Genomic DNA, 22,708 nt, shown 5'->3' with positions numbered 1-22,708 from the left:
TCGCGCCCGACGACAACGCCGCAGGCGGCCGTGCGGAGGCCCGCGGGCCTAGCGGGGAACGGACAGGCGGAAGCCGCGCTTGATCACGGTGGCGACGAGGCGCGGCTCCGGGAGGGTCTGGCGGAGGCGGCTGATGGCGACGTCGACGGCGTGGTCGTCGAGGGGCTCGGGGGCGGCGGCGGCGAGGACGGAGCGGGCGACGGTGGCGCCCTCGGCGGCGACCAGGGTGCGGAAGAGCGCCAGGGCGACGGGGGTGAGGGCGACGCGGGTGCCCGCGAGCAGGGCGTGCCGGCCGCGCAGCTCGAGGGGCCCGAAGTCGGTGTCGATGCGGGGGGCGGACTGCTCGAGGTGCTCGCAGGTGAGGCGGATGAGCGCGCCCATCCGGAAGCGGTCGGGGACGATCGGCAGGATCTGCGCGTCGACGAGGGGCGCGGCGGTGACCGGGCCGACGGCGGCCGCGACGACGGTCTCGCGGAAGGCGGCCTGGAGCTCGTCCAGCCGGCCGGCCGCCTCTGCGACGGTGAAGAGCGCCTCGACGGCGGGGGCGCTGGTGAAGGTGACGGCGTCGAGGCCGCCGCAGCAGATCGCCTCGATCAGCCGGAGGACGCGGGCCGAGTCCTCGTGCGCGCTCCAGCGGTAGGGGGCGGCGGTGAGGACGGTCGCGCCGGCGTCGGTGAGGCGCTGCAGCTGCGCCGGGTCGGTGAAGCCGTGCAGCTGGACGGCGACGGTGCGGCCGGCGGCGCCCTCGCGCAGGGCGAGGTCGACGAGGGAGGTGGTGGTCTCGCGCTCGCTCATGCCGTGGTCGTCGAGGCCGGCGGCGCGGACAGCCCCGCGTGCCTTCGGGCCGCGGACGAGGATCCGGGCGTCGGAGAGAGCGTCGGTCAGGTCGTCGCCGAGACCGGCGGCGTCGGCCGCCTCGAGCCAGCGGCGCATGCCGTAGGAGGTGGTCGCGAGCAGCACGTCGGGCCGGGCCGCGACGATCGCGCGGGTCTCCTCCTCGAGGACACCCTCGGTGTCGACGCCGCGCATCCGGATGGTGGGCGCGTGGGTGACGTCGGCGCCGCGGCGCTCGAACGCGGCGATCAGGTCCTCGGAGCGGCGGTCGGAGGTGACGCCGATCCGGAAGCCGACGAGCTGGTCGGGCCGGAAGCCGGGCGAGGCGGCGTCGGCGTCGGGCCCGTCGGCGCCGGGCCCGGCGCTCGCGGTCCTGACGGCACCGGTCGCCTCAGCACCGGCCGCACTCCCGCCGGTCGCCTCGAAACCGCTCGCCTCGGTGCCGGTCATCAGCGGCCCCCTCGGGCGGTCACAGGGTGAGTGCATCGACCGCGCGGGCGATGCTCTCGGGATCCCGAGCATCATCGCACGCCGCCTGGCGCACCACCTCGCCGATCACGATGACCGCGGGCGAGCGCGGCGCCAGCTCGGCGAGCAGGCCGAGCACCCCGCCGACGGAGGAGATCGTGGTGCGCTGGGCGTGCGACCAGCCGCGCTCGACGATCGCCAGCGGCATGCCGGCCGGCATCCCGGCGCGCTGCAGTCCCGCGACGAGGTGCGGGAGCGTGTTCACGCCCATCAGCACGACCAGCGTCCCGCCCAGCCCGGCCAGGTGCCCCAGCTCCTCCTCGCTGAAGGGCGCGTGGCCCGAGACGACGGTGAAGGCGCGGCTCACCTCGCGGTGGGTGACGGGGATGCCTGCGGCGGCGGGGACCGAGATCGCGCTCGTGACACCGGGGACGATCGTGAACGGGACGCCGGCGACGCGGCAGGCGCGCACCTCCTCCGACCCGCGGCCGAAGACGAACGGGTCGCCGCCCTTCAGCCGGACGACGTCGAGTCCGTCGAGGGCGCGGGAGACCATCAGCCGCTCGATCTCGTGCTGCGGCACGGCGTGGTGGCCGGGGGTCTTGCCGACGTCGATCAGCTCGGCGCCGGGCGCCCAGTCGGCGAGGCCGTCGTGCGGGCCCAGGCGGTCGAAGAGCACGACGTCGGCCTCGCGGAGGGCCCGGTGCGCGGCGAGCGTCATCAGCTCGGGGTCGCCGGGGCCGCCGCCGACGATGCTCACATGGCCGACGGAGCGGCACGCGGCCGGCTCCTCGTCGACCAGCCAGACCCCGTGCCGCGCGGCCTCGGCGGCCGCGGCGGATCGGAGGGATCCGGCTCCCTCGACCCAGACGAGCAGGGCGGGGCGGGCCGCGGGCAGGAGCGACGCAGAGGCGAGGCGCACGCACAGCGCGTCGTCCGCGTCCCAGCGCTCGACCCGGGCGCCGGCCGCGCGGTGGCGGGCGAGCACGCGGCGGGTGCCGGCGACGCTGCCGACGACGAGGACGCGGCGGCCGGTGAGATCGACGGAGAGCTGCATCACGCCTCCGATCCGGGAGCAGAGGGAGCGAACGGCGCGAGCGTCGCGGGCGCCGGCACCGACGCCGACGGCCCCACCACCGAGACCGCGCCCGGCCCGATCGGGATCGACGTCCCGGCCACGAGCACCGGCCCGTCCGAGCGCTCGTCGCGCCCCGCCGGCCGGCTCTGCCCGCGCTCGCGGACCGTGCTCACCCGCGGATCCGCGGTGTCGGGCGCGTTGACGAAGGAGCGGAAGCGGCGCAGCCGGTCCGGGTCCGCGAGCGTCGCCGCCCACTCGTCCACGTAGGTGTCGACGTGGGTCGCCATCGCCGCCTCCAGCTCGGCCGCGATCCCGAGCGAGTCCTCGCAGACCACCTCCTTGACGTGGTCGAGGCCGCCGGGCAGGTCCTCCTGCCAGCGCGCGGTCCGCTGCAGGCGCTCGGCCGTGCGGACGTAGTACATGACGTAGCGGTCGATGTAGCGCACGAGCGTCTCGTCGTCGAGGTCCTGGGCGAGCAGCTGCGCGTGGGCCGGCTGGTAGCCGCCGTTGCCGCCGACGTAGAGGTTCCAGCCGGTGTCGGTCGCGATCACGCCGATGTCCTTCCCGCGCGCCTCGGCGCACTCCCGGGCGCAGCCGCTGACCCCGAGCTTGAACTTGTGCGGCGAGCGCAGGCCGCGGTAGCGCTCCTCCAGGAGGATCGCCATGCCCACCGCGTCCTGCACGCCGTAGCGGCACCAGGTCGAGCCGACGCAGGACTTCACGGTGCGCAGCGATTTGCCGTAGGCCTGGCCCGACTCCATCCCGGCGTCGACGAGGATCCGCCAGATCTCGGGGAGCTGCTCGAGGCGCGCGCCGAACATGTCGATCCGCTGGCCGCCGGTGATCTTCGTGTAGAGGCCGTACTGCTCGGCGACCTCGGCGATCACCTTGAGCTTGGCCGGCGTGATCTCGCCGCCGGGCACCCGCGGGACGACGGAGTAGGTGCCGTCCTTCTGCATGTTGGCGAGCGCGCGGTCGTTGGTGTCCTGGAGCGGCGCCTGGCCGGCGTCGAGGATGTAGCCGTTGATCTGGGTCGCGAGCACGGAGGCGATCACCGGCTTGCAGACATCGCAACCCAGGCCCGAGCCGAAGCGCTCCATCACCTGCTCGGCCGAGGACAGGCCGAGGATCCGGACCGATTCGAACAGCTCGCTCCGGCTCAGCGAAACGTGCTCGCAGAGCGCGCGCGACACCTCGACGCCGGCGCGGGTGAGCTCGGTGTCGAGCAGCTTCTTCACCAGCGGCACGCAGGAGCCGCACTGGGTGCCGGCGCGGGTGCAGGCCTTCAGCGGGCCGAGCTCGGTGCAGCCCTCGCCGATCGCGTGGCGGACGTCGCCGACGGAGACGTTGTTGCAGGAGCAGAGCTGCGCGTCGTCGGGCAGATCGCCCGAGGGCGCCTCGCCGCCGGCCGCCGCGAGGTAGGCGCTCGGCTCCGCGGGCAGCTCGCGGCCGAGCAGCGGGCGGAGCGAGGAGTAGGGCCCCGCGTCGCCGACGAACATGCCGCCGAGCAGGGTGCGCGCGTCGTCCGAGACGACGATCTTCTGGTAGAGCCCGCGGGCGGGATCGGCGTAGACGACCTCGAGCGCCCCCTCCCCCGCGCCGAGCGCGTCGCCGAAGCTGGCGACCTCGACCCCGGAGAGCTTGAGCTTCGTCGCGTCGTCCACGCCCGGGAAGGTCGCGTCGCCGCCGAGCAGGCGGTCGGCGACGACCTCGGCCATCGCGTTGGCGGGGGCGACGAGGCCGACGGTGCGGCCGTCGATCGCGGCGACCTCGCCGATCGCCCAGACGTGCGGGCGGCTGGTGCGGCAGGCCTCGTCGACGACGACGCCGCCGCGGGGCGCGACCTCGATGCCGACCGCGCGGGCGAGCTCGTCGCGCGCCGTGATGCCGATCGAGAAGACGACCATGTCGGCGCCGATGCTGGTGCCGTCGGTCATCGTGACGCCGAGCACCGTGCCCTGCGGCGAGGTGAGGACGGCGGTGGGCCGGTTGCCCAGGTGCAGCGTGACGCCCTGGGCCGCGATGATGCGGCCGAGCGCCTGCCCCGCGCCCTCGTCGAGCTGGGCGCTCATCAGCCAGCGGCCGGAGTGGATCAGCGCGGTGCGCGCACCGAGCCGGTGCGCGCCGCCCGCGGCCTCGAGGCCGAGGAGGCCGCCGCCGACGACGACCACGCTGGCCGGGCGGCCGCGGCGGTCGCGGAAGGCGGCGAGGTCGGCGACGAGGCCGTCGACGTCCTCGAGGGTGCGGTAGACGCGGCCGTGCTCGGCGCCCTCGATCGGCGGCACGGTGGCGGAGGAGCCGGTGGCCAGCACGATCTCGTCGCCCTCGAACCAGCGGCCGTCGGCGAGCTGCACGCGGCAGCGCTCCGGGTCGAGCGCCACGACGCGGGAGGAGGTGACGAGCGTCGCCGACTCCCAGAGCGCGCCGTCGCCGAGGGTGAGGTCGGTCATCCCCTCGAGGCGCTTGGAGAGGGCGACGCGGTCGTAGGGGTGGTGCGCCTCCTCCCCGAAGACGGTGATCTCGAGGGCGGTGGCGCCGGCCCGGGCGACGAGCGCGTCGACCAGGCGGTGGGCGGCGGGGCCGGCGCCGACGACGAGCACGCGTCGGGGGCCGGTGGGGATCGCACCTCGGGATGTCATGGGCTCCACCGTAGGCAGGCGCGGTTTCGCCCCCGTTGCCCCTGCGTAACGTCGTGTGACCGACCTCTCACGACAGCGGACCGGCATCGTGAGGGCTTCGTTACGCCCGTGACTCCGGAGGGGTGCTCCCGCGAAACGTGGGCTCTCTACCGTGGGCCTCACCGCCGCCGACCGGCCGCGGACGGCACTCCTCTCGGAAGGCGGGACGATGACCCTCCTCGATCAGCACGTCCCGGGCCGCACCGCTCCGGCCGGCACCGCTCCGGCCGCGACCTGGGTCCCCGTCTGCAACCGGCTCGAGCTCGAGCCGCTCTGGGGCGAGGCCGCTCTCGTCGGCGGTGTGCAGCTCGCGCTCTTCCTCCTTCCCGACGGCCGCGTCTTCGCCGTCTCCAACCTCGACCCCGCGACCGGCGCGGCCGTGCTCTCCCGCGGCATCGTCGGCTCCCGCGCGGTCGACGGCGTGCAGCGGGCGACGATCGCCTCGCCCCTGCACAAGGACGTCTTCGACCTCGAGACGGGCGTCTGCTACACCTCGCCGCGGCTGCACCTCGCCACCTGGAGCGTGCGGGAGACGGGCGGCGTGATCGAGGTCGCGCAGCGGACCGCGCTGGTCTGCGCCTCGCACGGCACCTCCGACGACGACGGCCGCACTGCGGTCGCCGCGCTGGTCCAGGCCGTGCGCGAGGCGAACCCCGCCGCGGACGTCCTCGACTCCTTCGTCGACGTGCAGCAGCCCGACGTGCCGGCCTCCCTCGGCACCCTCGAGCCCGAACGCCCGGCCGTCGTCGTGCCGCTGCTGCTCTCGGCCGGCTACCACGTGCACGTCGACCTCGCCGAGGCAGCGGCGGAGGCGGACCGCCCCGTCCGCGTGACCGGCGCCCTGGGCCCGGACCCCCGGCTCGCCCGCGTCCTGGCCCGCCGTCTGCGCGAGGCGGGACTCGCCGACGGCGACCGCGTCGTGCTGGCCGCGGCCGGCTCGAGCGATGCCGGTGCGGTCGCCGACTGCTGGGCCACCGGCCGCCTCCTGGCCGCCGAGCTCGGCCGCGACGTCGCCGTCTCCTTCATCTCGGCCGCCGAGCCGCGCGTCCCGGAGGCGGTGACCGCCGAGCGCGCCGCCCACCCCGGCGCCCGCGTGCTGGTCTCCACCTACCTCCTCGCCCCCGGCTACTTCGCCTCGCTCGCCGCCTCGGCGGGCGCCGACCTCGCCACCGCCCCGCTGCTCACCGCCGTCGACCCGCCCGCGCGCGAGCTGGTCGACATCGTCTCCGAGCTCTTCGGCCGCAGCGCGTAAGCGCTCGACCGCCCGACGCCCTCACTCCCCGCACTCTCTTCGGCGCGCCCGCGCCCACTCCCCGGAGGATCCGATGACTGCTGCACCGCCCACCACCGCCGCCGCCACCACCGGCCCCGCGACGACCACCCCGTCGGGCCTCACCCGCCGTCCCGGCCGCTGGATCGACGGCTGGAACCCCGAGGACCCCGCGCAGTGGCAGGCGGAGGGGCGCGGCGTCGCCGGCCGCAACCTGCGCTGGTCGATCTTCGCCGAGTTCCTCGGCTTCGTCGTCTGGCAGCTCTGGTCGGTCGTGGTCGTCCAGCTGCCCGCGGCCGGCTTCGACTTCAGCACCGGCGAGATCTTCTGGCTGATCTCGATGCCGAGCCTCGTCGGCGCGACGCTGCGCATCCCGTACACCTTCATGGTCCCCCGCTTCGGCGGACGGAACTGGACGATCGTCTCGGCCGGCCTCCTGCTCATCCCGAGCATCGGACTCGCCATCGCGGTGGGGAACCCGGACACGCCGTTCGGCGTGATGCTGCTGGTCGCCGCGCTGGCCGGCTTCGGCGGCGGCAACTTCGCCAGCTCGATGGCCAACATCACCTTCTTCTACCCGTACGCGCAGAAGGGCTACGCGCTCGGCCTGAACGCCGCGGGCGGCAACCTCGGCGCCTCGGTGGCGCAGCTGATCGTGCCGATCGCCGTCACGATCGGCGCCGCGGCGACGGTGAACCTGCCGCTCGCCGGCCTCATCTGGGTGCCGCTGATCGTCGTCGCGATGATCGGGGCCTGGAAGCGGATGGACAACCTCTCGACCGCGAAGGCCGACGTCGCCGCCTCCCTCGCCGCGCTGCGCGAGCCGCACCTCTGGCTGCTCGCGGTGCTCTACATCGGCACCTTCGGCTCGTTCATCGGCTTCGCCGGCGTCTTCCCCAAGCTGATCGTCGACACCTTCCCCGAGTTCTCCGGCTTCACCGTCGGCTCCGCGACGCTCACCCTCGCCTTCCTCGGCGCCCTGGTCGGCTCGCTCTCGCGGCCCTACGGCGGCCGGCTCGCCGACCGCTTCGGCGGCGCACCCGTGACGATCGCCGCGTTCGTCGCCATGGGCGCCGGGATCCTCTTCGTCATCGCGACGCTGCCGCTCGGCAGCTTCTGGCTGTTCCTCCTCGGCTTCCTCGTGCTGTTCGCCTCGGCGGGCATCGGCAACGGCGCGACCTACCGGATGATCCCGACCGTCTTCGCCCTGCGCGCCCGGCAGAAGGGCGACGACGGGGTCGGCGCGCAGCGCACCTCCGCCGCGGCGCTCGGCCTGATCTCGGCGATCGGCGCCTACGGCGGGTTCGTCATCCCGCAGCTGCTCGGCTACTCGAAGACGACCTTCGGCGACTACACGACGGCGCTCGGCTGGTTCGTCGCCGCCTACGCGGTGATGCTCGCGATCACGGCGGGCGTCTACCTCCGCCTGGCCGCGAAGACGGGGACCCGGATCTGACGATGACCGCCGCACCCGCCCCGACCGACTCGCACTGCCCGTACTGCGCCCTGCAGTGCGCGATGACGCTGACCCGGGTCGACGACCCGACGCCGGTGAGCATCGCGGGGCGGGAGTTCCCGACCAACCGGGGCGGGCTCTGCGCGAAGGGCTGGACGGCCGCGGAGCTGCTCGCGGGCAACCAGCGCCTGCGCGCACCGCTGATGCGCGGATCGGACGGCACCTTCACCGAGGTCTCCTGGGAGGAGGCGCTCGACGCGGTCGCGGCGGCCGTCACGACGGCGCAGCAGCGGCACGGAGCGGACGCGGTCGCGGTCTTCGGCGGCGGCGGGCTGACGAACGAGAAGGCCTACCAGCTGGGCAAGTTCGCACGGGTCGCGCTCGGCACCTCGCGGATCGACTACAACGGCCGGTTCTGCATGTCCTCGGCCGCCGCCGCCGGCAACCGGGCCTTCGGCGTCGACCGCGGGCTGCCGTTCCCGGTGACCGACCTCGACGAGGCCGACTCGATCCTGCTGCTCGGCTCGAACGTCGCGGCGACCATGCCGCCGTTCCTGGCGCACCTGGCCGGGGCGCGCTCGCGCGGCGGGCTGATCGTCGTCGATCCGCGCCGCTCCGCCACCGCCCGGCTCACCGAGGACGGTGCCGGACTGCACCTGCAGCCCGCACCCGGCACCGACCTCGCGCTGCTGCTCGGCCTCACCCACCTCGTCCTCGCTGAGGAGCTGGCCGACCGCGACTACCTCGCCGCGCGCACGACCGGGTTCGACGCGGTGCGCAGGAGCGTCGCGTCCTGGTGGCCGGAGCGCACCGCCTCCGTCACGGGCGTGCCGACCGAGCTGCTCCGCCGCACCGCCCGCCGCCTCGCCACCGGTCGCGCCTTCGTGCTGACCGGCCGCGGGGTCGAGCAGCACGTGGACGGCACCGACACCGCGACCGCCGCGATCAACCTCGCGCTCGTGCTCGGGTTGGTCGGGCGGCCGGGCTCCGGCTACGGCACCCTCACCGGGCAGGGCAACGGCCAGGGCGGTCGCGAGCACGGGCAGAAGGCCGACCAGCTCCCCGGCTACCGCTCGATCCGCGACCCGGAGGCGCGGCGGCACGTCGCCGACGTCTGGGGCGTGGATCCGTCGACGATCCCCGGTCCGGGGCTGCCGGCCGTCGCACTGCTCGCCGAGCTCGGCCGCTCGGTGCACTGCCTGCTCGTGCACGGCTCGAACGTGGTCGTCTCGGCGCCCGACGTCGACGCCGTGCGGGCCGGGCTCTCGGCGCTGGACACGCTCGTCGTCTGCGACTTCTTCCTCTCCGAGACGGCGGCCCTGGCCGACATCGTGCTGCCGGTGCCGCAGTGGGCGGAGGAGGAGGGGACGATGACGTCGCTCGAGGGCCGCGTCCTGCGCCGCCGCCGCGCGCTCGACCCGCCCGCCGGCGTCCGCAGCGAGCTGTGGATCCTGAGCGAGCTCGCCCGCCGCCTCGCCGCGCCCTCGACCTGGTCGACCGAGCCGGCGGAGGTGTTCGACGAGCTGGCCCGCGCCTCGGCCGGGGGCGTCGCGGACTACTCCGGGCTCTCGCACGCGCTGCTCGACACCGGGGTCGCCGCGTACTGGCCGTACCCCGCCGGCAGCACCGGCACTCCGCGGCTCTTCGGCGAGCGCTTCGGCCACCCCGACGGCCGGGCCAGGATGGTCGCCGTCAGCACCGCTCCCCCGGCGCCGGTCGACGTCGGCGACGAGCTGACGCTGATCACCGGCCGCTACCTGCAGCAGTACCAGTCGGGCACGCAGACCCGGCGGGTCGCCGAGCTCGACGCGGCGCGGCCCGAGGCGCGCCTGGAGATCCACCCCGCCACCGCCTCCCGGCTCGGCGTGCGCGACGGCGGGCCGGTCTCGGTCGGCAACGCGCGCGGGGTGGTGCGGGCGCGGGCGAGCGTCACGGCCGACATCCGGCACGACACGGTCTTCCTGCCGTTCCACTACGCGGGCGAGCAGTGCGCCAACCTGCTCACCGAGGCGGTCGTCGATCCGATCTCGTCGATGCCGGAGTTCAAGCGGACGCGGGTCTGGATCCGCGCGGAAGGGGTGCTCGATGCCTGAGCCGACGACGGCCGAGAACGGGATCGCCGCGCCCGAGCGGGTCGTCCTGCTCGGCTACGGACCGGTGGGCGCGCGCTTCGTCGAGGAGCTGCTGCCGGCTGTCCGCGCCGGGTCGGTCGCGCTGACCGTGGTCGGCGCCGAGCCCGCGGACGCCTACAACCGCGTGCTGCTGGCCGAGTACGCCGTCGGCCGGGCGACCCGCGAGCGGCTCGATCTCGGGGACCGCGCCACGGCCGAGGCGGCCGGAGTGGTCTTCCGCCTCGGTGCCGCCGCCGTCGGCCTCGACCGAGCGCGCGGGGTCGTCCGCCTGCACGACGACGAGCGGCTCCCCTACGACCGCCTGGTCTTCGCGACCGGCGCCCGGGCGAACGTGCCGACCCTCGTCGGGATGGAGCGCTCGCGGCGCGACCGGCGGGTGCGCTCGGCGCTGCCCGCGACGCTCGATCAGGGCGCGAGCCCGCTGCCCGAGCGCGTCGTCGCACTGCGCGACCTCGACGACGCGCACGTCGTGCTCGACGCGGTGCGCGCCCGCTCCCGCATCGTGGTGCTCGGCGCCGGAGTGCTCGGGGTCGAGTTCGCGCTCGCGGCCGCCGAGCAGGGCGCCGACGTCGTGGTCGTCTACCACGGCGACATCCCGATGGGGCGGAACCTCGACCACGGCGGCGGGCGGATGCTCGCCGCGGCCGCCCGCGCCGCCGGCGTCGACATGGTGTCGCACGCCCGCTCCGAGAGCATCCTGCTCGCCCACGACGACCTCGGGCGCGCGCACTTCCAGGCACTGGTCTGCGCGGACGGCAAGCAGATCGAGGGTGATCTGCTCGTGCTCTCCTGCGGTGTCGGAGCGCGCACCGAGCTCGCAACGAGCGCCGACCTCGCGGTCTCCACCGGGATCCTCGTCGACGAGCACCAGCGCAGCTGGACGGATCCGCGCGTCTTCGCGATCGGCGACTGCGCCCATGTCGCGACCCGCGGCTCGGTGCTGCCGGACGGGCGCGTGCCCGGCGGCCCGAGCGGGCTGATCGGGCCGGGCTGGCAGCAGGCCGACCGCCTCGCGGCCCGCATCGTCGCGGAGGCGGCGGGTCGCGTCGCCGACGAGCGCGTGCCGGCCGCGCGCCCCGCCGTGGTGATGCTGAAGGCCGAGGGCGTCGATCTCGTGTCGGGCGGCGACCCGACGGCCGAGCCCTGGGACGCCTGCGACGGCGTCCCGCACCCCGAGGTGACCGTGTGGGCGGACCCCGCCCGGGGCGGCTACGCCAAGCTCGTCACGGTCGGCGGAGTGCTGCGCGGCTTCGTGTCGGTCGGCCTGCCGCGGGTCGGCGCCGAGCTGACGCTCCTGTTCGAGCGCGGCTCCGAGCTGCCGGCCGACCGCTCGAGCCTGCTGCGGCTGGATGCTCCGGACGCGGGAGCGGCGCCGACCGGCGACCCGTTCGCTCCGGACGCGACGGTCTGCTGGTGCAACGGCGTCTCGGCCGGCACGATCGCGGACGCGGCCGCCGCGGGCCACGACACCGTCGCCTGCATCGGCTCGGCCACCCGCGCCGGCACCGGCTGCGGCGGCTGCACGGGCCGGATCGCGGAGCTGCTGGCCCGCACGGCCGTCCCGGCCTGAGAGCCGGCGACGGCACCGCCCCGCCGTCGGACGGATCCTGCCGCCTCGGACGCCGCGGACCAGCAGAGGACGTCCCACGGGCTCGACCCCGGGCCGCCCAGGCGGTCGCGTCCAGCGCCTCCGCGAGGCGCCGCGTCACTCGCCGAGCGGATGCGGGAGGACGAGCACGAACGGACCCGAATCGGGCCCCGGTTCCCGTGTGCACCCCCGCCGGCGTCCCCTGACTCAGAGGGCACGACGCGAGCGGACCCGAACCGGGCGCCGGAGGCTCTGCAGAACCCGCTGCGCGTCGTCTCGCCCGCTGCGCCCTGGACAAGGGGGACCCGAACGGGGCATCGGCAGAGGTGCTCGCCACTTTCTGCTGCTTCAGCCCCCGATCACCAGCAGAAAGTGCCGAACGGATCATGGAGATCCGAGGCTCGCGCGCTCAGTCGGCGGCGGGGGCGGAATCGAGCTGCTCGGCGGAGTCCAGCGCCTCCGCGAGGCGCCGGGTCACCGCGCGCAGCTCGAGCTCGGCGCCGCGGACGCGCTCCTCGAGGTCGGCCGTCCGCGATTCGCCCGCGGTGAGCAGCGGCGGCGTGACGGCCAGCGACTCCTCGGTCTCGCGGCGCAGCTCCGCCAGCGCGGCCCGGTCCTCGTCGAGGGCCGAGCGCAGCCCGGCCGTCTCCTCGCGCAGCGCCGCGTTCTCCGCGCGCACCGCCGCGAGCTCCTCCCGCAGCCCCGCGAGCTCGCCGCGGACGCCCGCGACCTCCTCGCGCACCTCCTCGGTGCGCAGCCGCGCCTGCTCGAAGTACGGCGCGACCATCCGGTGCACCGCCTCGCGCAGCGCGACACCGCCCCGGCCGAAGCGGGTCGGCGCGGAGGCGGGGTCGGCCCTGAAGTCGTGGTCGTCGGTCATTCGTCGTCCCGTCCCGAGAAGCGGCGGTGGAGCACGTCCATCGCGCGGTGGTCCTTGTCCATGATCTCGGCCTCGAGGGCCGTGTCGGCCACGCGCTCGGCGAGGCCCGGTCGCGAGCGGCGCTCCAGCGACCGCTCGAGCAGCTCGATCGAGCGCTCGAACGAGAGCGGTCCGCGGGCCGCCGCGCGCCCCCGCCGGCCGAGGGCCTCGAGGTCGGTCGCGCCCGTCACCACGTCGCTCATCGCCTCGAGCAGCGCGGGCGCCGAGCGGCGGATCTTGACGCAGTCGACCCCGTCGACGAGGAACTCGGCGACTCCGCTGGCGGCGGTCACGATCGGCACGCAGCCGGCCGCGGCCGCCTCCACCGGCGCGACGCCGAAGGGCTCGCCCGCCCAGGTGGGGAAGAGGAAGGCGTCGGCGCGGCCGTGCGCGGCCAGCACCTCGTCGCGGGGGCGCGCCCCGTGGAAGGTCAGGACGCCCTCGAGCCCCAGCGACTCGGCCCGGGCACGATAGCCGTCCACGTCGCCGTCGCCGTAGAGGTCGACCCGGAAGTCGCGGGTGCGCTCCGCGAGCGCGGCCGACGCCTCGAGCACGAGATCGACGCCCTTGTGCTCGCCGAGCGACGCCGCGAAGGTGAAGCGCGTGACGCCGCCCTCCCGGTACTCCCGCGGGCCGTCGTCGGCGGGCACGACGACGCCGCGGCCGATCACCTCGACCTCGCCGAGCTCGAGCCCGCCCGCCTCGATCGCCTCGACGAGCGAGCGGCTCACCGCCACGATCTCGCCGCGGTCGAAGTGGTCGACCCGGTCGGCTCCGTAGACCGACAGCACCGTGGCCGAGAGCCCGTCGACGAGCGCGTTCGGCGTGCGGTCGCCGAGGTTCCACATCCAGCCCGCCTCGACCCGGCGCAGCAGGTCGACGATCGCGAGCCCGCCGATCCCGAGCAGGTTGAAGGCGACCACGTGCGTCGGGGCGAAGTCGCGCAGCTCCTCGAGCAGGATCCGGGTGTTCTCGAACCGCGACACCGCGCTCTCGTGGTGCATCAGCTGGGCGATCTCGCCGCCGGTCTGCGGCAGCGGGAAGTAGGTGCGCAGGCTCAGCGTGCGGTGCACCTCGACGCCGGACGGCTCGGGCGGCAGGTAGGTCGGCGTGGTCAGCACCCGCACGTCGTGGCCGCGCGCGGCCATCGCCTCCGCGACGCGGGCGCAGGTCATCTCGTAGCCGCCGAGCACCTGCGGCGGGTAGAGGTTGCTGAGGAAGAGGAGTCTCATGCGGTCGCCCCCTGCCGGGCGGCGTCCGTGGCGATGCGGGCGGTGACCTCGGGCGTGTAGCTGGCGCCGGCCTGGCGGTCGTTGCCGCCGTCCCAGTAGTTGACGAGATAGAGGCCGGTCTGCTGCGTGCGCGGGACGAACGGGAAGAGCTCGGCCGCCGGCTCGATCTGCGCGACGCGGTAGCCCGCGTCCACCGCGCGCACGTGCAGCCAGATGTCGTCGGCGTCGGGGGCGACCTCGCGGAAGGCGTCGCCGTGCTCCGCGATCGCGACCATCAGCTCGCTCGGGAACAGCTGCCCCGACACCGACGTGCCGAAGACGTCGAACGAAGCCCGCGTGTCCGCCACCGGCGGCCAGCTCGTGTACGGAGCGACGACGCCGTCGGCGACGAGCACCCGGTGCGCGCGGTAGCAGAGCACCGTCTCGCGCGGATAGCGCGAGCGGGCGTCGAGCAGGCCGCGGAGCCAGGTGCGCGGATAGACGATGTCGTCGTCCGAGGTGACCAGGTCGCGCTCGCCCGCCCGCCCGGAGAGCAGGTGCGGGTAGTACTTGGTGTGCACGCGGTAGCCGTCGACCAGCCGGATCTCGAGGCCGCGGCGGCGCAGGCGGCGGAGGCTCGCGGGCAGCGCGGCGAACAGCGCGGGATCGTCGAGCCAGAGCACCAGCCGGGCCGGGCGGACGGTCCCGCGGGCGATCGACTCGATCGCCACGTGGACGCGCTGGATGCGCTCGCCGTGGGTGGTCATCGTGACGACGACCTCGCCGGCCGGGTCGACGACCGGGCGGCGGGAGACGCGGTTGGCGAGGTCGAGGCCGAGCAGCTCGCGGCGGAAGGCGAGCGAGCGCGGGTGGTCGATCGGGCGGGCGGCGACGGCCGCGGCGCGGCGCGCGCGGAGGCTCTGCGGCGCGGATCGCGCACCGCGCGCGAGGCGGAGCAGGCGGGTGCGCGGGCGGATCCGGGCCCCCAGCGCGGCGAGGCGCGTGCGGGGCCGGAGACGTCGGCCGAGCGCGGCGAGGGCGGGATGCATCGATCCAGGATAGTCAGGCGCCCCTGGACGCCCGTGGTCTCAGCGGCCGCCGACGACCGCGTAGGCCCGCACCGGGAAGGTGCCGAAGCCGCTCACCTTGGGCGGCACCGCGGTGAAGCGGGCGCCCGTAGCGGGGAGCTGCTCGAGGCCGGTGAGGTGCTCGACGACGTGCACTCCCGCGGCGAGGAGCAGGCTGTGGGCGGGCCGCTCGCCGACGCCCTCGACGTCGTCGATGTTGAGCGAGTCGATCCCGACGAGCACCGCGCCGCCGGCGATCAGCGCCTCGGCGCCGGCCGCCGTGAGGAAGGGCGCGCCGCTCGCGTACCCGGGCGTGGCGAAGTGCGCGTCCCAGCCGGTCGAGAGCAGCACGGCGGCGCCGGAGACGTCGAGGCCGTCGAGCACGTCGCGGTCGATCCCGCGCTGTCCTGCCGCGCGCGCGTCGACGACGACGGCGGGGAGGTCGACCAGCGTCTCGAGGTCGAGTCCGGCCAGGTCGGCGCCGCCCTCGTAGCGGTGGAACGGGCTGTCGAGGTAGGTGCCGGTGTTGCCGATCATCTCGATGACGTCCATCGCGAACTCGGTGCCCGGGGCATACGCGGCGCGCGAGTCCTCCCGCGTGAGGTGCGGCCGGATCCGCGGGGCGGGCAGACCGGGGTAGGTCACCAGGCCGTCCGCGACGGTGTGGCTGAGATCGACGAGGCGGCGCGCGGAGGAGATCATGCCTCCGATCGTCGCAGTGGCAGGATCACCGCGTCCCTCGAAGAACTGCCACGGGCCGCCGGAGGAGCGCCAGTCCGCACGCACCTCCGGCTCCGCCGCTACTTCTTCGGCAGGGCCGCCGAGAGGTCCGCGATCAGGTCGCTCGGGTCCTCGATGCCGACCGAGAGCCGCACCAGCGACTCCGACACCTCGAGCGGCGTGCCCTTCACGGACGCGTGCGTCATCTCGCTCGGGTAGCCGATCAGCGACTCGACGCCGCCCAGCGACTCCGCCAGCTGGAACAGCTCGGTCGACTCGGCGAACTTCCGCGCCGCCCGCGGGGTCGCCAGCTCGACCGAGAGCATGCCGCCGAAGCCCGACATCTGGCGCTTCGCCAGCTCGTGCCCCGGGTGCGTGGGCAGCCCCGGGTAGTGCACGGCCGTGACGGCGGAGTGCTCGGCGAGGAACTCGGCGACCGCCTGGGCGTTCTTCGAGTGGCGCTCCATCCGGATCGCGAGCGTCTTGATGCCGCGCACGGTCAGCCACGCGTCCATCGGTCCGGAGATCGCGCCGACCGCGAACTGCAGGAAGCCGATCTTCTCCGCGAGCGGGCCGGAGCGCAGGGCGAGCGCCCCGCCGACCACGTCCGAGTGCCCGCCGAGGTACTTCGTCGTCGAGTGCACGACCACGTCGGCGCCGAGCGCGAGCGGCTGCTGCAGCGCCGAGGAGGCGAAGGTGTTGTCGACGACGACGATCAGGTCGTGCGCGTGCGCCAGGTCGGCCAGCTCCGCGATGTCGCTGATGGTCATCAGCGGGTTCGACGGCGTCTCGACCCAGAGCATCTTGGTCTCGCCGGGGCGGATGGCGTGCTGCACCTCGCGCAGGTTCGACATGTCGACCGCGGTGTTGGAGATGCCCCAGGCCGCGTGCACCCGGTCGATCAGCCGGTGGCTTCCGCCGTAGGCGTCGTTGCCGAGCACGATGTGGTCGCCGGGAGCGAGCGCCGCCCGGATCAGAGTGTCCTCGGCGGCGAGGCCGGAGGAGAACGAGTAGGCGACGTCCGCGCCCTCGAGCGAGGCGATCAGCTCCTGCAGGGAGTCGCGGGTCGGGTTCGCCGAGCGGGCGTACTCGTAGCCGCCGCGGAAGCCGCCGATCCCGTCCTGGACGAAGGTCGACGTCATGTAGACGGGCGGGACGACCGCGCCGGTGGTCGGGTCGAACTCCTGACCGGCGTGGATGGCACGGGTGTCGAAGTGCTGCTTCTTGGGCATGGTCGCGGGCTTTCCGGGTCGAGGGGTGGAGAAGAAGGGGAGGGGGAACGGCGCTCAGGCCGTCGCGAACGACAGGAGGTCCTGCCGGGTGATCACGGCGACGGGCTTGCCCTCGTCGGTGACGAGCAGGGCGTTCGCCTCGCTCAGAGCGGCGCGGGCGGCCGTGATGCTCTCGCCGAGGCCGATCAGGCGGAGCGCATCGCCGGCCCAGGGGCCGATCGGATCGGTCATCGAGGTCGCACCGCTGAAGACGCGGTCGAGCAGCTCGCGCTCGTCGACGGCGCCGACGACCTCGCCCATCACGACCGGCGGCTCGGCGGTGAGGACGGGCAGCTGCGAGACACCGTAGGTGGTCATGATCTCGATCGCGTCGCGGACCGTGTCGCTGGGGTGCACGTGCACGAGGGCCGGCAGGTCGCCCGTGCTCGGGTTCGCGGCGCGGGCCGAGAGCACGTCGCGGACCGTGCCCTCCTCGCGGTGCTCGAGGAAGCCGTAGGAGCGCATCCAGCGGTCGTTGAAGATCTTGCCGAGGTAGCCGCGCCCGCCGTCGGGGAGCAGCACGACGACCACGTCGTCGGGTCCGAGCTCGGCGGCCGCCTTGAGCGCGACCGAGACGGCGAGGCCGCTCGAGCCGCCGACCAGCAGGCCCTCCTCGCGGGCGAGCCGGCGGGTCATCGCGAACGACTCGGCGTCGCTGGAGGCGATGATGCGGTCCACCACGCTCGGGTCGTAGGCGCTCGGCCAGAAGTCCTCGCCGACGCCCTCGGTCAGGTACGGGCGCCCGCCGCCGCCGGAGTAGACCGAGCCCTCCGGGTCGGCGCCGACGATCTGCACGCGGCCCTCCGACACCTCCTTGAGATAGCGGCCGACGCCGCTGATGGTGCCGCCGGTGCCGACGCCCGCGACGAAGTGGGTGAGCTTGCCGGCGGTGTCGCGCCAGATCTCGGGACCGGTGGTCTCGTAGTGGCTGAGCGGCCCGTTGAGGTTCGCGTACTGGTTGGGCTTGAAGGCGCCCGGGATCTCGCGCGCCAGGCGGTCCGAGACGGAGTAGTAGGAGTCCGGGTCCTCGGGCGCGACGGCCGTCGGGGTGACGACGATCTCGGCACCGTAGGCGGTGAGCACGTTCCGCTTGTCCTCGCCGACCTTGTCGGGCAGGACGAAGACGCAGCGGTAGCCGCGCTGCTGCGCGACGAGGGCCAGGCCGATGCCGGTGTTGCCGCTGGTCGGCTCGACGATGGTGCCGCCGGGCTTCAGGAGCCCGTCGCGCTCGGCCGCGTCGATGATGCGCGTCGCGATGCGGTCCTTCGAGGAGCCGCCGGGGTTGAGGTACTCGACCTTGACCAGGACGGTGGCCTGCACGCCGGAGGCGACCGGGCCGAGCTTCACCAGCGGGGTGTCGCCGATCAGGTCGAGCACCGAATCGGCGTACGCCATCCCGGTGTCCGGGCGTGCGGGAAGGGCTCGATCGAGGGTCATCTGTCCAGCGTATCAACCGCGGATCGGCGGATGACGGGGGCCGCCGAGACGCTCGCAGGCGGCTCCCTCTCGGCCCGGGAGGGAGTGGTTCGACGCCGGGGAGTGCCCTATCGTGGGGGTCCTCGCGTCACCGCCGACCGGAACGGACACCGCCTGCAATGACCCCTCCGATCACCGCCACGACGCGGGGTCCGGCCGACGCGCGCCTGCTCAGACTGCTCGGCCCCGCCATGGTCGCCGGAGTCGCCTACCTCGATCCGGGCAACGTCGCCAGCAACATGACGGCGGGTGCCCGCTTCGGCTATCTGCTCGTCTGGGTGGTCGTCCTCGGCAACCTGATGGCCTGGCTGATCCAGTACCTCTCGGCCAAGCTCGGCCTGATGACGGGCAAGTCGCTGCCCGAGCTGCTCGGCGAGCGCCTCCGCGGGCGCTGGGGCCGGCGCGCCTACTGGCTTCAGGCCGAGACGGTCGCGATCGCCACCGACCTCGCCGAGGTCATCGGCGGGGCGATCGCGCTGAACCTGCTGTTCGGGCTTCCGCTGCTCGCGGGCGGACTCGTCACCGGGGCCGTCTCGCTGGTGCTCCTGGTGATCCAGACCCGCGGCGGCGCGCAGCCGTTCGAGCGCGTGATCACAGCGCTGATGGTCGTCATCGCGGTCGGCTTCACCGTGGGCGTGGTCGTCGATCCGCCGGACGCGGGCGCCGCCGCCGCCGGGCTCCTCCCCCGCTTCGACGGCTCGGAGTCGGTGCTCCTCGCCGCGTCGATCCTCGGCGCCACGGTCATGCCGCACGCGATCTACGCGCACTCGGCCCTCGCGCGGGACCGCTTCGGCCGCGTCGACGGGGTGACCGCCCGCCGGAGGATCCTCACGGCCACCCGGATCGACGTCACCGTGGCCCTCGCGATCGCCGGCACCGTGAACCTCGCGATCCTCCTGCTCGCCGCGCACTCGCTGTCCGGCGTCGCCGGCACCGACAGCCTCGAGGGCGCGCACGCCGCGATCGGCGCGGCGCTCGGGCCGGTCGTCGCGACGCTCTTCGCAGTCGGCCTCCTGGCCTCCGGACTCGCCTCGACCTCGGTCGGCGCCTACGCCGGCGCGGAGATCATGCACGGGCTGCTGAACCTGCGGGTGCCGCTCGTCGCCCGCCGCCTGGTCACGCTGATCCCGGCGCTGATCGTGCTCGGGATCGGCTTCGACCCGACCCGCGCGCTCGTGCTGAGCCAGGTCGTGCTCTCCTTCGGCATCCCCTTCGCGCTCGTGCCGCTCGTCGCCCTGACCCGGAACCGCGCCCTGATGGGCGACCAGGCGAACCGCTGGTTCACCACCCTCGGCGCGATCCTTGCCGCCCTCTTCCTGATCGTGCTGAACGGCCTGCTCCTCTGGCTGACCTTCACCGCGTGAGCGCGGCGCTGCATGCTCACCGGCTGACCCGCAGGCGCTGCATGCTCACCGGCTGACCCGCAGGCGCTGCACGCTGGTCGAGCAGCCCGCAGGGCGTCTCGAGACCCGCCCCCAGCCAGCACTCCCACCGCGCATTGATCCGATCCGGAGCCTCGCTCGTTATCCTCTGAGAGCGCCTCTCAGGCGCCTGCGCCCTCCCCGGCGCGCCACCCCGACTCAGAACGAGAGACGCCACCGTGCCCAAAGACACGATGTCCGCCAAGAACCGCGCCCGCCAGGACAAGGTCGAGGCCTACAAGCGCGAGCAGGCCAAGCGCAAGCGCAGCGGCCGGATCTGGATCTGGTCGCTCTCGGCCCTCGCCGTCGTCGCGATCGGCGGCATCGTCGCCGTGACCGTCTTCGGCAACCAGCAGATCGTCGAGGCCCGGCAGATCGACGGCCTGCAGACCTTCGAGAACGACGCGACCCACGTCGCCGGTGCGGTCGAGTACGAGCAGACTCCCCCGGCGGGCGGCCCGCACAACGCGGTCTGGATGAACTGCGGTGTCTACAGCGAGCCCGTCCCGAACGAGAACGCCGTGCACGACCTCGAGCACGGCGCCGTCTGGGCGACCTACGACCCGTCCCTCCCTCAGAGCGAGGTCGACGCCCTCATCGCCGCGATGCCCGACACCTACGCGGTCGTCTCGCCCTACGAGGGACTCGAGTCGCCGATCGTGCTGAGCGCCTGGGACGCCCAGGTCGCCATCGACTCCCCGGAGGACCCGCGCATCGACGCGTTCGTCGAGCGCTTCTGGCAGGCCTCGACCGCGCCCGAGCCCGGTGCCCCGTGCACCGGAGGCATCGATGCGCCCGGCAAGCAGTAGGGGCCGCCTCCTCGTCGCGGCCGTCGCCGCCGTCGCCCTGCTCCTGGGCGCCGCGGGCGGCTACCTCTTCGGCGCCCTCGCCCCGTTCTCCTCCACGGCCACGCCGTCGACGACGAGCGCGGAGGCCGGCTTCGCCCGCGACATGCAGGTGCACCACCTCCAGGGCGCCGAGCTCGCGATGATCGCGCGCGACCGCAGCACCGACGACGAGGTCCTCACCGTCTCGAAGGACATCCTGCTCACCCAGCAGCAGCAGGCCGGCCAGCTGTTCGGCTGGCTGAACTCCTGGGGCCTGCCGCAGGCCGCTCCCGAGCCGTCGATGACGTGGATGGGCCGGCCCACCCTCGCGGGCGCGGCCGACGAGCACTCGTCGATGGGCATGTCCACGGAGGAGGACGTCGTCCCCGAGAGCATGCCAGGCCTCGCGACGCCCGAGCAGATCACCGAGCTCGGCACGCTGACCGGCCGCGACTTCGACCGCCGGTTCCTGGAGCTGATGATCGCCCACCACCGCGGCGCGATCGACATGGCCGAGGCGCTGCTCGCCCGCAGCCGCGCCACGGTCGCCACCGACTTCGCCTCCTCGGTCGTGCAGGCCCAGGAGGCCGAGATCTCCCTGATGGAGCAGATGCTCGCCGACCGCCCGGCCGCCTGACCTGGAACCTCCGACTCGGACTGTCTCACTATTGAGACAGAACAGAGTAGTGTCTCAAACATGAGACTCGGCGAGCTGGAGACGGCGCAGAAGGAGCTCGGCTACTCCGTCGATCTCCTCGCCTCCCGTGCGGGTCTCTCGCGCGCCACCGGCTACCGGATCCTCTCGGGGCAGACCGACCCGCGCCTCGACGACCTGCGGGAGCTCCTGCTCGCGGCGGGCCTCGATCTCGATCTGTCGGTCCGGCCCCTCTCCGATCCGCACGCGGCGTCGGCCGCGCGCGCGATGCTCGGAGACCTCTCGGTGGCCCCTGGCGACGAGGAGATCGCGGCCTGGACCGCTCGGCTCACCCGGTACTCGCGCGGGGAGACGGCGCTCCTCCTCGGCGAGGCCGGTCGAGCGTCCGCACCGCAGCACCGGCCGGGTGCCGTCGCCCTCGCAGGCCCGCGCTGGAGCATCGACCGCCTCGCCTCCGCGGGGCACGCCTCCGAGGAGCCGTGGGCGCTCTCCGGAGCGGCCGCCTTCGATGCGATGGGGTACGACCTGCAGGGGGTCTCGGTGCTGTGGACCACGGACCCGCGCCGGGTCTCACAGCTGCTCGCCGACACTCTGACGCCGACGACCACCGAGCACGCCGACGTCCTCGTGGTCCCCGCGCCCGCGCCCCTGTTCCAGGGCGCGGTCGACGTCGAGGGAGTCGTTCTGGTGTCCCCGCTGCAGGCGGTGCTCGACGGCATCGGCCTCGGCGGTGACCTGGCGGCGATCGCCTCGGAGCTGGGACGGGAGTGGTCGTGACCGACGAGCAGCGACCCGGACCCGGCTACCGGCGTCGCCCGACCGGCGGACGGACCGAAGGACCGGCGGACCGCTCACTCCCCGCCGCGGACAGCACCCTCCTGCGCGAGCGGACCGGCATCACCTGGACCGCGTCGACGATCGAGTGGAACCGCCTCGTGGCGACCACCTCCGAGCGCGCCCGGTTCCGCTTCCGCGCCTCGCTGCCCGACCTCGTCTGGAACGCCGCGGCACTCGAGGGCAACACCTTCACCCTCCCCGAGGTGCGGACCCTCCTCGAGGGCGTGACCGTCGGCGGCAAGCCGCTGGCCGACGAGGAGCAGGTCCTGGCGTTGAGTCAGGCGTACAGCGATCTGGACCAGCTGGTCGGCCGGAGCGCCTTCGCCCTCCGCAAGGACGTGTCGGACACCCTTCACCGCACGGTCGCGGCGAAGGAGGCGATCGAGTCCGGCCACTTCCGCGGCGAGGGAACCGTCTCCGGCGGCGGCAGCGTGCGACTCGCGAACGGCGGCTTCGTCGCCGGTGTCGAGCACGGGACCGGCGGCGAGGCACTGATCGAGCGCTTCGACTCGCTCGTCCGCTTCCTCGAGACGCTGCCCGACCCGAGGGAGCGGGCCGTGGCCTACTTCGCAGCCGCGACACGGAGCCAGTTCTACTTCGACGGCAACAAGCGCACCGCCCGCCTGATGATGACGGGAGTGCTGATGAGCGCCGGCATCGACGCCGTCAACATCCCCTACAGCCGCCGCCTCGAATTCAACCGCGCCCTCGACGAGCTGTTCGAGACGGACGACGCGACCAGCCTGATGCGCTTCGTCGTCGACTGCGCCTGACACACGGACACCCCCGCGCCGCCGCCG

General features: G+C 74.3%; 18 protein-coding genes. 9 read left to right on the top strand and 9 right to left on the bottom strand.

Features of this window, described 5'->3' with window-relative positions:
- Positions 1-48: 48 nt before the first annotated feature.
- The 3 genes from HRK28_RS11655 to nirB are packed head-to-tail and all read right to left on the bottom strand — an operon-like array spanning position 49 to position 5,019.
- Positions 49-1,284 carry a uroporphyrinogen-III synthase gene (locus HRK28_RS11655; RefSeq protein ID WP_173251625.1) on the bottom strand — a complete coding sequence of 412 codons (1,236 nt, stop codon included), beginning with the start codon at positions 1,282-1,284 and terminating at the stop codon, positions 49-51.
- 19 nt (positions 1,285-1,303) lie between these two features.
- Positions 1,304-2,359, bottom strand: coding sequence for a uroporphyrinogen-III C-methyltransferase (cobA, locus tag HRK28_RS11650; protein WP_173251623.1), 1,056 nt, complete (start codon positions 2,357-2,359; stop codon positions 1,304-1,306).
- Positions 2,359-5,019 carry a nitrite reductase large subunit NirB gene (gene nirB, locus HRK28_RS11645; RefSeq protein WP_173251622.1) on the bottom strand — a complete coding sequence of 887 codons (2,661 nt, stop codon included), beginning with the start codon at positions 5,017-5,019 and terminating at the stop codon, positions 2,359-2,361. The genes cobA and nirB overlap by 1 nt, the downstream gene beginning before the upstream one ends.
- A gap of 208 nt (positions 5,020-5,227) precedes the next feature.
- Between nirB and nirD the strand changes: the two genes are divergently transcribed.
- The 4 genes from nirD (at position 5,228) to HRK28_RS11625 (ending at position 11,486) form a co-directional block, all read left to right on the top strand.
- A complete protein-coding gene (gene nirD, locus HRK28_RS11640) occupies positions 5,228-6,310 on the top strand; it encodes a nitrite reductase small subunit NirD (RefSeq protein WP_173251621.1) in 1,083 nt (360 codons plus the stop codon).
- A gap of 73 nt (positions 6,311-6,383) precedes the next feature.
- Positions 6,384-7,784 carry an MFS transporter gene (locus tag HRK28_RS11635; RefSeq protein ID WP_160090573.1) on the top strand — a complete coding sequence of 467 codons (1,401 nt, stop codon included), beginning with the start codon at positions 6,384-6,386 and terminating at the stop codon, positions 7,782-7,784.
- Between the two features lie 2 nt (positions 7,785-7,786).
- A complete protein-coding gene (locus HRK28_RS11630) occupies positions 7,787-9,877 on the top strand; it encodes a molybdopterin oxidoreductase family protein (RefSeq protein ID WP_173251619.1) in 2,091 nt (696 codons plus the stop codon).
- Positions 9,870-11,486 (top strand): NAD(P)/FAD-dependent oxidoreductase, encoded by a 1,617-nt coding sequence (locus HRK28_RS11625; RefSeq protein ID WP_173251618.1) that lies wholly within the window; start codon positions 9,870-9,872, stop codon positions 11,484-11,486. The genes HRK28_RS11630 and HRK28_RS11625 overlap by 8 nt, the downstream gene beginning before the upstream one ends.
- Before the next feature lie 427 nt (positions 11,487-11,913).
- Here HRK28_RS11625 and HRK28_RS11620 read toward each other — a convergent pair whose 3' ends face one another.
- The 6 genes from HRK28_RS11620 to HRK28_RS11595 form a co-directional block, all read right to left on the bottom strand.
- Entirely contained in the window at positions 11,914-12,384 is a 471-nt protein-coding gene (locus HRK28_RS11620) for a hypothetical protein (protein ID WP_160090576.1), read from the bottom strand.
- Complete coding sequence (locus tag HRK28_RS11615; protein ID WP_173251616.1) at positions 12,381-13,655, bottom strand: glycosyltransferase family 4 protein; 1,275 nt, start codon at positions 13,653-13,655, stop codon at positions 12,381-12,383. Before HRK28_RS11615 ends, HRK28_RS11620 begins: the two co-directional genes overlap by 4 nt.
- Positions 13,652-14,683: a glycosyltransferase gene (locus HRK28_RS11610; protein WP_173251614.1), complete on the bottom strand. Its 1,032-nt coding sequence runs from the start codon at positions 14,681-14,683 to the stop codon at positions 13,652-13,654. The genes HRK28_RS11615 and HRK28_RS11610 overlap by 4 nt, the downstream gene beginning before the upstream one ends.
- Before the next feature lie 39 nt (positions 14,684-14,722).
- Positions 14,723-15,403 (bottom strand): cyclase family protein, encoded by a 681-nt coding sequence (locus tag HRK28_RS11605; RefSeq protein WP_173251612.1) that lies wholly within the window; start codon positions 15,401-15,403, stop codon positions 14,723-14,725.
- A gap of 98 nt (positions 15,404-15,501) precedes the next feature.
- Entirely contained in the window at positions 15,502-16,653 is a 1,152-nt protein-coding gene (locus tag HRK28_RS11600) for a cystathionine gamma-synthase (RefSeq protein ID WP_160090580.1), read from the bottom strand.
- A gap of 54 nt (positions 16,654-16,707) precedes the next feature.
- Positions 16,708-18,087: a cystathionine beta-synthase gene (locus tag HRK28_RS11595; protein ID WP_160091419.1), complete on the bottom strand. Its 1,380-nt coding sequence runs from the start codon at positions 18,085-18,087 to the stop codon at positions 16,708-16,710.
- A gap of 200 nt (positions 18,088-18,287) precedes the next feature.
- On the opposite strand from HRK28_RS11595, the gene HRK28_RS11590 reads away from it, so the two are divergent.
- The 5 genes from HRK28_RS11590 to HRK28_RS11570 all read left to right on the top strand — a co-directional run bounded on the left by HRK28_RS11590 (position 18,288) and on the right by HRK28_RS11570 (position 22,681).
- Positions 18,288-19,532, top strand: coding sequence for an Nramp family divalent metal transporter (locus HRK28_RS11590; RefSeq protein WP_160090581.1), 1,245 nt, complete (start codon positions 18,288-18,290; stop codon positions 19,530-19,532).
- 236 nt (positions 19,533-19,768) lie between these two features.
- On the top strand, positions 19,769-20,398 hold the full coding sequence (locus tag HRK28_RS11585; RefSeq protein WP_244231663.1) for a DUF3105 domain-containing protein: 630 nt from the start codon (positions 19,769-19,771) through the stop codon (positions 20,396-20,398).
- Complete coding sequence (locus tag HRK28_RS11580; RefSeq protein WP_160090582.1) at positions 20,379-21,053, top strand: DUF305 domain-containing protein; 675 nt, start codon at positions 20,379-20,381, stop codon at positions 21,051-21,053. Before HRK28_RS11585 ends, HRK28_RS11580 begins: the two co-directional genes overlap by 20 nt.
- Positions 21,054-21,113: 60 nt before the next feature.
- Positions 21,114-21,848 (top strand): hypothetical protein, encoded by a 735-nt coding sequence (locus HRK28_RS11575; RefSeq protein ID WP_173251610.1) that lies wholly within the window; start codon positions 21,114-21,116, stop codon positions 21,846-21,848.
- Positions 21,845-22,681, top strand: a complete 837-nt coding sequence (locus HRK28_RS11570; RefSeq protein ID WP_217274655.1) for a Fic family protein — start codon at positions 21,845-21,847, stop codon at positions 22,679-22,681. The genes HRK28_RS11575 and HRK28_RS11570 overlap by 4 nt, the downstream gene beginning before the upstream one ends.
- Positions 22,682-22,708 lie beyond the last annotated feature (27 nt).

It is taken from the genome of Rathayibacter sp. VKM Ac-2835, assembly GCF_013266705.1.
Classification (GTDB): Bacteria; Actinomycetota; Actinomycetes; order Actinomycetales; family Microbacteriaceae; genus Rathayibacter.
Note: the sequence above shows the minus strand (reverse complement) of the source record. Positions and strands in the feature narration are given on the sequence as shown.

What these genes read in the sequence shown, in the direction of transcription:
- HRK28_RS11655 (WP_173251625.1), bottom strand. Translation starts at nt 1,284, where the DNA reads ATGACCGGCACCGAGGCGAGCGGTTTCGAGGCGACCGGCGGGAGTGCG.
- cobA (WP_173251623.1), bottom strand. Translation starts at nt 2,359, where the DNA reads ATGCAGCTCTCCGTCGATCTCACCGGCCGCCGCGTCCTCGTCGTCGGC.
- nirB (WP_173251622.1), bottom strand. Translation starts at nt 5,019, where the DNA reads ATGACATCCCGAGGTGCGATCCCCACCGGCCCCCGACGCGTGCTCGTC.
- nirD (WP_173251621.1), top strand. Translation starts at nt 5,228, where the DNA reads ATGACCCTCCTCGATCAGCACGTCCCGGGCCGCACCGCTCCGGCCGGC.
- HRK28_RS11635 (WP_160090573.1), top strand. Translation starts at nt 6,384, where the DNA reads ATGACTGCTGCACCGCCCACCACCGCCGCCGCCACCACCGGCCCCGCG.
- HRK28_RS11630 (WP_173251619.1), top strand. Translation starts at nt 7,787, where the DNA reads ATGACCGCCGCACCCGCCCCGACCGACTCGCACTGCCCGTACTGCGCC.
- HRK28_RS11625 (WP_173251618.1), top strand. Translation starts at nt 9,870, where the DNA reads ATGCCTGAGCCGACGACGGCCGAGAACGGGATCGCCGCGCCCGAGCGG.
- HRK28_RS11620 (WP_160090576.1), bottom strand. Translation starts at nt 12,384, where the DNA reads ATGACCGACGACCACGACTTCAGGGCCGACCCCGCCTCCGCGCCGACC.
- HRK28_RS11615 (WP_173251616.1), bottom strand. Translation starts at nt 13,655, where the DNA reads ATGAGACTCCTCTTCCTCAGCAACCTCTACCCGCCGCAGGTGCTCGGC.
- HRK28_RS11610 (WP_173251614.1), bottom strand. Translation starts at nt 14,683, where the DNA reads ATGCATCCCGCCCTCGCCGCGCTCGGCCGACGTCTCCGGCCCCGCACG.
- HRK28_RS11605 (WP_173251612.1), bottom strand. Translation starts at nt 15,403, where the DNA reads ATGATCTCCTCCGCGCGCCGCCTCGTCGATCTCAGCCACACCGTCGCG.
- HRK28_RS11600 (WP_160090580.1), bottom strand. Translation starts at nt 16,653, where the DNA reads ATGCCCAAGAAGCAGCACTTCGACACCCGTGCCATCCACGCCGGTCAG.
- HRK28_RS11595 (WP_160091419.1), bottom strand. Translation starts at nt 18,087, where the DNA reads ATGGCGTACGCCGATTCGGTGCTCGACCTGATCGGCGACACCCCGCTG.
- HRK28_RS11590 (WP_160090581.1), top strand. Translation starts at nt 18,288, where the DNA reads ATGACCCCTCCGATCACCGCCACGACGCGGGGTCCGGCCGACGCGCGC.
- HRK28_RS11580 (WP_160090582.1), top strand. Translation starts at nt 20,379, where the DNA reads ATGCGCCCGGCAAGCAGTAGGGGCCGCCTCCTCGTCGCGGCCGTCGCC.
- HRK28_RS11575 (WP_173251610.1), top strand. Translation starts at nt 21,114, where the DNA reads ATGAGACTCGGCGAGCTGGAGACGGCGCAGAAGGAGCTCGGCTACTCC.